Source organism: Amycolatopsis pigmentata (assembly GCF_042684065.1).
GTDB lineage: Bacteria > Actinomycetota > Actinomycetes > Mycobacteriales > Pseudonocardiaceae > Amycolatopsis_E > Amycolatopsis_E pigmentata.
Map to the genome: position 1 here is coordinate 43,357 of NZ_JBHUKR010000030.1, position 8,973 is coordinate 52,329.

The following is an 8,973-nucleotide window of genomic DNA, read 5'->3' on the forward strand; positions in this document are numbered from 1 at the left end:
GTGTTCACCGCCCCACCAGGGCGGTCCGCAACCCGGACCGCAACTGCACTTCCCGCAAGCCTTCGCGGGTCCAGGCCTGGGACACCCGCCAGGTGTTCCATTGTGGAGGGTGGCGATCGTCCTTTGTGACGCGGAAACCGCCGTCTGCCTGGGCACGGTGCACCGCGAGCGTGATGCCCTCCAACTCAGGCAGTTCCCGCAACTCCGGGTCGGCCTGGACGAATCCCAGGAAGAGAGGCGTTTGGCCGGGGATGGTGGTGGCCCAGTGGCCCCAGCCGCTGGCGGGGTCGAACGTCAGGATGCAGTCGTAGGTGATGGCTTCGGCCAGTGCCCGCCACACCGCCTCCCGCCGGACGACCATGGTGGCGGCGGCACCGTCGCTGGCTGTGGTGGCGGGGCGCGGGGCTCCGGCGTCGGGGCCGCAGTGTGCGAGGTGGGCGTTGAGGGTGTGGGCTGGAGTGGTCATGACGAGAATCCCGGTGGTTGAGGATCGCCCGCAAAGGCTGAGAGGAACCGGTGTGGTGATCCGGGGTGGACAGTGGAATCGGGTTGGTGTGGGGAGGGTGTCGCCGCAACCGGTGAGGGCCGGGCTGCCCGCCGATGCGAGGGCGACGGCGGCGATGGCGTCGCCTCCGGTGGCGGCTGCGGCAGGGGCGCCACTCGTGGTCGTTGGGGAAGCTCGCCCGGTTTCACCGCGCAGGCGGCGATCGTGGTGTGGTTGCGGCGGATCCAGTCTTGGACCTGCGGCACCGTCATGTTCGCGAAAACACCGCCCGGTGCTGTGGTGTGCGTCAGGAACGCTCCGAGGTCCCGTTGCACGGCCGTCGTGGTGGGATCGCGTACTCCGGCCGGACACTGGGCGGCGCCGGTGAGGGATTCGAGGATGCCGGATTGCGCGAGGTCGATGGTGCCCCTGCTGGTCAGGGGCACGACCGCGATCCCGGCATGGGGTGGTGGGGGCCCGGCGAGCACCAGCGCCTGGTCCCACACCCCGCGCAGGGCCTCCGGTGGCGAACCGTAGCGGGCGATGATCGGATCCACCGCGGCGACCAGTGCATCCAACTGTGGCTCGTCGGCGGTGTGCACGCAGTAGGTGATGTCGTGTGCGATGCGGCAGGCCTTGCCGGTGTTCGGCGCGACGGTGAATAACGCCGGTTGGTGTAAGAGGGCGATGCCGATCAACACGGGAGGCGCGAGAGCGGTGAGGGTGACGACGCTGAGCCGGGCTCGGACGGTGGAGGTCTCGCCGCGGTTGCGGCGCAGCAAGGTTTTCGCGGCCACCGCCGCTGCGGCTGCGGCGACGAGCAGGAACAGCGCGGTGCGGAACACCACCAAGGGCGTCGACTCCTGCTGTCCCAATTGCGGCTCGAGATACAGCACGGGAACCACAGGGGCAAAGGTGTCCGCTCCCGCCACGGTCAGCACGTTCAGACCGGCAAGGAGAGCCGCAGTGACCGGCACCATGACCACGGAGGCCACCAGGGTGCCCAGCGCGTACCCGAGCGCGATCGCCGCGACCATCGCGAGAACCCTGGACACCATCACCAGCGCCTCCGGGTCACCGGCACCACCGCGGATCGCGGTCACCGCGGTCAGCGGCGCAAGCGCCACAATGTAAGCGCCGAGCAGCCACGCGCCGAGCAGCCGTAGATGGCGCACCACGACGGGCCAGCCCCACCGCGCAGCGTCGGGTTGGTTCCAGATCCGGTGCGGTGGGTTGAACCGGGTCGCATACCAGCAGGCGATCGTGCCGGCGATGGGACCGGCCCACCCGAACCGCTGATGCCACTGCGCTGAAGTCTCCACCCATCGCGGGTAAGGCCACGACAGCATGGGCCAGGTCACGACGAGCACGACCGCGCCGATCGCGACACTGGCGGCCACGATGACCAGCAGCGTCGGAGGGGACCACGAACGCGGCGAGCGGTTCATCGCGGCTCCCGCAGGGTGCCAACCGCCGTGTGGTGCGCTCGTTCGGCCTCCGGTCCGGCGTCCCCTGCGCGCCAGCGGGCCAGGGTCGATCCGGACTCCTCCACCTTGCCGTCGAAGACCAACCGACCCCCGGACAGAATGGCCACCCGGCCACCGAGAAGACGCGCCTCCTGCGGGTCACACACGGACACGAGGACCGGGCGTGTGGCTCCGAGCGCGGTGATCACATCCCGTACTGGCGTTTGCTCGGCGATCTCCAAGCCCGCGGTCGGCTCGTCGAGCACCAGCACATCTGGGTCGTTGACGAGGCCGCCCGCGATCCCGAGCAGTTGCCGCTGCCCCGGTGACAGCGACCGCACCCGGGCACGGCCGGTGCCGGGCAGGCCGACGGCGCTCAGCGCCAGGCCTGCGATCCTCGTGCACGCATGATGCGGAATTCCGGTAATCCAGGCGACGTAACCGATGGTCTCGCCCACCCGCATACCACCGACCACGGAGAACCGCTGGGGCACAAACCCGAACCGCGCCGCTCTCCGGCCCAGATTGTCCTGTGTGGATTTTGTGGTGATCGTGCCCGCGGACTGGGGCATCCGTCCGGCCACAACGGAGAGCAGGGTGGTTTTGCCCGCGCTCTCCTCACCCAGCAGGGTGTTCACGCCAGGCATGATTGTCCAGTTGACCTTGCGCAGAACCGTGTCGCCTCGATAGGCGGCACTGATGTCGTTCAACGTGATATCCACAGCACCTCTCCTCAAAGGGTCGGGTATTTGCTGGGGTGATGCGGCGCCCGGTATGAGCACCGCACCACCTCTTCACGTCCTCACTTGGCGTTGCCGCTCAGCACATATCCACTTCCGCGGTGTCGGCCACGTTGCCGCGGGAATCCGACGCTTCCGCGTAATAGGTTCCGTGGGGGCCGCAATGGCCGTGCGCGTCCACCCATCCGTTGCTGACGTAAGTTGTATGGTGCTCGGCATACACCGAGTCAAACCAATACGGGTTGTACTTGTAGACCCGCGCCCACAAATACGTGACCACATCGGCGGAACCGCAGCCGCCTCGGCCCGCGCGGCTGTGGATCCCACCGTCCGGCGTCACCGACGGGCCCCAGGCCGCCAGGCCGCACGACTGGGCCGAAACGCCGCCGGTGTGAGCGGTCTCGCCTGCCCACGCGGGTGATGCCATCGCGGCACCCGCCGCGCTGATCGCCCCAGCCGCGACCACACCCGCCACCACAGTACGTATTTTCATCATCAGATTTCTCCTGTTGATTCTCATAGCGGCACAGCGGCCGCCATTGACACAATGGGAATTCGGATACTCAAGTGCGGTGAAAAATTTGGGTTGCGATAGTGCGCCGGGCGGCACCCGTGGTGAGGGTTAGGTGCCGCCCGGCTGGCGAACCGGCCACAGCCTGGGGATCCCCTCGCTTCGCCTCCCGGCACCGCGAGGGCTGTGATCGATTCGCATGACTCCACTCTGGACCATGAACCGCGGCTTGGGGAACACTATGGCGAGCACAAAACTGTCCTCTTCTTGTGCTCTTCTGGTACACAACTTGTCAAGATGGAAACCGTTTTCAGCACTGGTCTGCGGACGGGCACAGGACATGCGGGTTCCGTCGTCTCAGACGAGAATCAGCCCCTTGGGGTCGGACGAACGCCGGGAAAAATGGAGGTCTGCGGTGTCAGCGAGCGCGCCGCGAATACCGCGACACCGCCGCCCCGTCTCGGGGAAGGGGGCGGCGGTGTCGCGGTGGGGACAGGTCAAAGGGTGCAGTTGTCGCGGGAACTCAGCCGAGTGTTGAGCGTGGCGATTTTTGCCTGGATGTCGAGCAGGTGGGGGTCTCGCAGGGTTTCCAGGATGGTGGCTGCCTCAAGGTAGGACTCTCGCGCGCGGACGGGCTCGCCGATGGCAGAGAAGACTTCCGCGCGGGCGATGAGTGTTCTCGCCTCGGCCCACCGTTCGTGACTTCGGCGGCGCAAGGTGAGGGCCGAGTCGAGATGGGTGAGGGCGGGCCGGTACTGGCGCTGCCGGAGCAACAGGAGCCCGAGTTGGTGGTGCGCCAGGCCGACCACAGGTGTGGAGCGCACCTTCTGAGCGCGGCTGAGTGCGTGATAGCCGGCCTCGCTCGCCGCGTCGGTCTCGCCCACGGCTTGGTGGAGGTGGGCGAGCGTGGCTTCGGTGAACGCCAACCCGAAATCGAAATCCAGCGCAGCGAACAAGCGGTCGGCGACATCGAAACAGGAGCGGGCGTCGGTGCCCCGACCGAGGGCACGGTAGGCCAAGCCGAGCACCAGCGAGGTCCATCCTCGCAGGCGGTCATCGGCGAGGTCGGTGCACAACCGCAGCCCTTCGCGTAAATGGGCGACCGCCTCCTGCGGGCGTCCGAGTTCATGGTCGGCCCAGCCCAGACTCAGCAACGTCCACGCCACCCCGTACCGGCTCCCAGCAGCGCGGGCGGCAGCCAGGCCCTCGCTGGCCGCGGTCAGCCACACGCCCCAGTTTCTGGTGACATAGAAGTAGGGCAGAAACAGGGTGGGCAGCATCCAGCCCGCGTCACGCGCTGCAGGGCCTCGGGCGTGGCGGGCGATCTCAACCGCCGTATCAGCTTCCGCGTCACACCACGCCAGCGCCGCGTCATAACCCGCGTCGGTGAAGGTCAGCGGCTCGATATCGGGTGCAGGCTCCCGCGCGAGCCCGGGACCGGACCAGGTTGGCGCCAGGGTGTTACTGGCCGCCCACGCGGTCCCGGCACACCACCGCACCACGCGATCATGCGCCCGTTCCACTTCGGACACGGGCTCCTCGGTGACGGCCTTGTGCTGGGCGTAGGCGCGGAGCAGGTCGTTCATCTGCAGATGCCCTGAGACATCGCTGTCGAGGACGTGCGCCTGAGATAGCACGTCGAGCGCATCGCGGGCCTGCTCGACACTGACACCGGCCAGGGCGGCGGTCGATTCATCGCTGACCCGCCGGGCCGGGCAGATACCCAGCAACCGGAACACCCGAGCGGCCCGGGGCGGCAGAGCGAGGTAGGACAGGTCGATCACCGTGTGGATGTTGACCGCCGGGTCTGGCGAGGCGAACACCTCCAGCCGACGTTCCTCGATCGCCAACTCCTCGGCCAGACGAGATAGCGAACCATGGTGGCGGCGCTGAAGCTGTTCGGCAGCAAGAAGCAAAGCCATCGGCAGACCTCCACACCGCCGGGCCACGTCCTCCGCGGCAGGGAGGTCGACGTCCACGCGTGCATCACCGAGGCGGCGTCGAAGCAACACCAGCGCCTCGCTCAGGCGTAAGGGCGGCAGGTCGATGAGCAGGCCACCGCTGCGCAGCAGGAGAGCGGACTGGTGTTCGCGGGCGGTGACCACGACGGCCCACCCGGCACCGGGAAGGAGATGCTGGACTTGCGCATAGTCGGCGATGTTGTCCAGGACCACTACAGCAGGCCGTTCAGCCAGCAGTGACCGGTACCGGGCGGCCCGGTCAGCCAGCGAGCCCCGCAGGGTGTCCGCCCCCGCGCCCAGCGCGTGCATGAAGGTATCCAGTATTTCGCCGGGGTCGGCCGGTTCGCCGGGGGCCAGGCCACGCAGGTCGGCGAACAGGCATCCGCCGGGCCAGCGGTCCTGCACCCGGGCGGCCCACTGCACCGCCAGCGCGGTCTTACCAGCCCAGAAACCGCCTTCAATGACGATGGTCGTGGCGGTCCCCGGCCGGTCTTGCGTGATCACCGCCTCGTTCATCCGGCGCAGATCGTCCTCGCGGCCCACAAAGTCAGCTCCCGCCGGGGGCAATTGCATCGGCCGTGCCGGCGCGGCCTCCCCCGCGGTCTGAGCCAGGGCTAGCTGTTCCAGCTCCCCGTCGGCGCGCAGGGCCTTGTCGATCTCCCTGGCCACCGAGGGCTGCAGACGGCGGTGACCGTGCAGCACCTTCGACAAATAACTCGCGCTGTAGCCGGTCTCCGCGGCGATGTCCCCCAGCGACATCCCCCGCGCCCGTCGCAGACGGTGCACGGCCGCGGCGAAACTATTGATCGTCCTCATGGTGTCCCCCGAAAGATCAGCCGTACCCCGCCATACCGACCAGGCAACGGCATCTCGAGGACACGCCCGACCCGCGCGATGGCTGCGAGACATCGAGGAGATCCATCAGGAAACAGGCTCCGCCTACGGCGCACCCGCAGCCGGACCCACCGCTCCGGTACGCGGTGACAGCGACGGCCATCCTTGCCCGCCCGCCACAATTGACCGGACTGACACGAGAGCCGACAGGCCGCGCACCCTGACGACAACGGTCTGGACCGCGGCGGTCCACCGCGTCGTTTCCGGCATCACAGCGAGATCCAGCACCGGAGCGCTGGAAGGCATCGCCCGCACCGAGCCTGCCTCCGCCGATCGGGCCCCGCTGCCCTGCCTCCACCACGTCGGGAGTGTGGTGGCGAAGATCAGTCAGGTTTTCACACGCGGCCATGCGCGCTGGCATGTTCACCATTGATGTCCCATTCCCTCGGCGACAGACTGACGCAATCGGCTCACCGCACGAAGCCACGTGCGGCTTCCGGCCACGTCCGAGAGAAAGGAACGGGCCCCACGCATCCGCCACTCGGGCGGAAGGTGGACCTCAGGCTCGCCACTATAGACCACGGTGAGTGATTTGTTGACCGGCTACCAGGCCTAGTTTTCGGTTCAGCGGCCGATCTTCACTCAATTAGCCCAATATCAACACGTCTCTGATCACGCATGGTCGTGAACCTGTTCGTGACCATGATGTCTGCGGCTCGAACTACGCCTCACCCGGGCTGCCCAAGAGTTCAGCACCCCGCCCCGCGGCTGCGGGTCTACCGAGACACAGTGCGACATAACAGTCGCCAGCGTGAACCGCCCACATAGGACCGATGGACCAGCCGACGACAGCTGGTCACGATAGCGCCCAACCCAGCACGATTCTCCGGCGCCATGCAAGATCCGAAGTAGACAGACGTAAGTTCATAGCGATCGCAGTGCCGGTGTCTCAGTCCTCGGCGATGACGAGGTTGGGGTCGGCGGCGACATCGACGTGGCGGATGTGGGCCCAGGACCTGTGTGCGGCTTGGCGGGCGCGCTCGAGATGGTGTTTGGTCTCGCTGGTCAGGCACGCTGCTTCGATGATCTGCCGATAAGGATTTCCGCCCTGTTCAGCATTGTCGGCGCACAAGATCTTGTCGCTGCCGTAGTGGGGCATCTGACGGGCCAGAACCTCGGTCAACTCGATGAGGTGCTGCAGGCTATGGACCACTCCGGCGTGCAGGGCACGCCAGTCACTATGGCTGGGGTTGTGGTCCTCATGTTGCGCGCGGCTGGCGTACTTGAGTGCGTTGGTCGCCAGATCCATGGCCTCGACACGGTCGCTGGGAACGCTGTCCATCGTCGCTGTCATGCTTGCTACCGCCCCGTCCACACTCGACAGTCAGGTGGCCGGCACGCCAAAATAGCCCGGCAGACAAGACAGGTACGCCAGGCGCCTCACAGCGTGCGGATTCGGCCGGTATCTCCGTCAGAGTCAGCCACGCCCGGGATGCCGGGACGGGTGCGGCGGTGACCGGGGCCACCGCAGTGATACCGCCGTTCACGGTAACGGCGATCTTGGGTTCCTGTCCAGACCAAGCTGAAATTGAGTCCACACTTTGTTCCACCGAGTGGTTAACCTGGTTCACATGACCACACGGCCGAAACGGGCAGCGCGGGCAAGTGACGCGATCCGCCCAGGACCAAGCCGCCACTTTCCCGCTGTCGCCACACGGCGGACAACGCTGAGGGGACCGCGATGAGCTCGACGCGCAGGCAACCGCGCTCTCTGCAAGGCCAGTGGGTGGTGGCCGAAACGCGCGCGGTCAAGGCCGACGCTGAACCTGGCAGCCCCGTCCGGCAGCGCGAACTCGGTGGTGTCTTGACCGTCGGCCCCGCGACGTATCACGGGGTGAGTGTCAAGACTGCCTTTCATCAGAACCGCTCCGCCTACAACCTGTTGGTGGGGCGCATGAAACGGGCAGCCCAGGAGGGAGTCCTCGTTGACGACGATGGTCTGCCCGACTCGGCCTCGGGCACCGTGTGGAAAGTCAGGGTCCTGCCGGTCCGCAGTCCGATCACCCAGGTCGTGGTCGCGGTAATGGGCGCCTTTATCCGTTCCGGCTCGGACTGGGCCGACTACCCGCCGCCCGCCGCGGGAAGCTGGGAATGGCTGATCACCGAAGGCGGGACCGACCACCACAACGTGATGGGCTGGAGCGACGCACTCTTCGAACTCTACGGCCTAGTGCCTCCCACCGACCAGCACACAGACCGGGCCGTCGGCCAGGACCTGCGGCCCCGCTACCCCCACGGGCGCTGGTTCGACGCGCACTCCTTCGTCACCAGCCGGGTCCTGGAACCGTGGCGGCCAGCCATCCGGAGTCTGCGCGATCAGATGCTGACCCAACCCGACCAGCTGCACTTGTGCAGTTTCAAGACCTTCCACAACAAGACCGGCGCCCCTCTCGCCTTACGCATCGCCGCCCGCGGCGATGCCGAGCAACCGGGCTGGTTCCGAGGAGTCACCATGCCCGACCCCGACTCCGCATCCGGGCTCACCCCCGCCCGCGACCGGCCACCCGGCGCCCGAGCGGCACTCACCCTGTCCCCACAGCCCTTGGTCGTGGTGGACTGCCTGCTCGAAGAAATCGACCTGACCAACGAAGCCTTCGACCGGCTCGACCTCGCCGTGGGCGCCGATGGCCACATCCGCCGTTGCGTCGACTTCCGCAGCCAAGCCCCGCTGATCGACCTGTTGCACCGGGCCGCCGCCGAACCCGACCGTCCTGTCGGGCCTGAGCGCATCCGCTGGGCCACACTCGGACCCGGCATGTGGCAGGACTATGACGTCGTCGCAGCTGGCGAACCCACCCCCGACGGGAGCGGCGCCGAAGTGCGTTACGTCGTATGCCGCCTCGACGAACCCACCAACGGCTGAAGGTGCGCCATGAGGCGCTTGTTTACCGAATGGGGGTGAAAGACCTTCGTCGCC

At 67.3% G+C, this 8,973-nt stretch carries 7 protein-coding genes; 1 reads left to right on the forward strand and 6 read right to left on the reverse strand.

The window, feature by feature from the left end; genetic code table 11:
- Window positions 1-4 precede the first annotated feature (4 nt).
- The 6 genes from ACFSXZ_RS40910 to ACFSXZ_RS40935 form a co-directional block, all read right to left on the reverse strand.
- Window positions 5-466, reverse strand: coding sequence for a hypothetical protein (locus tag ACFSXZ_RS40910; protein ID WP_378271929.1), 462 nt, complete (start codon window positions 464-466; stop codon window positions 5-7).
- Window positions 463-1,932, reverse strand: coding sequence for a hypothetical protein (locus ACFSXZ_RS40915; protein ID WP_378271931.1), 1,470 nt, complete (start codon window positions 1,930-1,932; stop codon window positions 463-465). The genes ACFSXZ_RS40910 and ACFSXZ_RS40915 overlap by 4 nt, the downstream gene beginning before the upstream one ends.
- A complete protein-coding gene (locus ACFSXZ_RS40920) occupies window positions 1,929-2,672 on the reverse strand; it encodes an ATP-binding cassette domain-containing protein (RefSeq protein WP_378271932.1) in 744 nt (247 codons plus the stop codon). Before ACFSXZ_RS40920 ends, ACFSXZ_RS40915 begins: the two co-directional genes overlap by 4 nt.
- 97 nt (window positions 2,673-2,769) lie before the next feature.
- Entirely contained in the window at window positions 2,770-3,186 is a 417-nt protein-coding gene (locus ACFSXZ_RS40925; protein ID WP_378271933.1) for a hypothetical protein, read from the reverse strand.
- 512 nt (window positions 3,187-3,698) lie between these two features.
- Complete coding sequence (locus tag ACFSXZ_RS40930) at window positions 3,699-5,978, reverse strand: tetratricopeptide repeat protein (protein ID WP_378271934.1); 2,280 nt, start codon at window positions 5,976-5,978, stop codon at window positions 3,699-3,701.
- Between the two features lie 967 nt (window positions 5,979-6,945).
- On the reverse strand, window positions 6,946-7,350 hold the full coding sequence (locus ACFSXZ_RS40935; RefSeq protein ID WP_378271936.1) for a hypothetical protein: 405 nt from the start codon (window positions 7,348-7,350) through the stop codon (window positions 6,946-6,948).
- Between the two features lie 387 nt (window positions 7,351-7,737).
- On the opposite strand from ACFSXZ_RS40935, the gene ACFSXZ_RS40940 reads away from it, so the two are divergent.
- A complete protein-coding gene (locus ACFSXZ_RS40940) occupies window positions 7,738-8,919 on the forward strand; it encodes a hypothetical protein (RefSeq protein ID WP_378271938.1) in 1,182 nt (393 codons plus the stop codon).
- Window positions 8,920-8,973: the final 54 nt, after the last annotated feature.

What these genes read in the sequence shown, in the direction of transcription:
- ACFSXZ_RS40935 (WP_378271936.1), bottom strand. Translation starts at nt 7,350, where the DNA reads ATGACAGCGACGATGGACAGCGTTCCCAGCGACCGTGTCGAGGCCATG.
- ACFSXZ_RS40910 (WP_378271929.1), bottom strand. Translation starts at nt 466, where the DNA reads ATGACCACTCCAGCCCACACCCTCAACGCCCACCTCGCACACTGCGGC.
- ACFSXZ_RS40940 (WP_378271938.1), top strand. Translation starts at nt 7,738, where the DNA reads ATGAGCTCGACGCGCAGGCAACCGCGCTCTCTGCAAGGCCAGTGGGTG.
- ACFSXZ_RS40925 (WP_378271933.1), bottom strand. Translation starts at nt 3,186, where the DNA reads ATGATGAAAATACGTACTGTGGTGGCGGGTGTGGTCGCGGCTGGGGCG.
- ACFSXZ_RS40915 (WP_378271931.1), bottom strand. Translation starts at nt 1,932, where the DNA reads ATGAACCGCTCGCCGCGTTCGTGGTCCCCTCCGACGCTGCTGGTCATC.
- ACFSXZ_RS40930 (WP_378271934.1), bottom strand. Translation starts at nt 5,978, where the DNA reads ATGAGGACGATCAATAGTTTCGCCGCGGCCGTGCACCGTCTGCGACGG.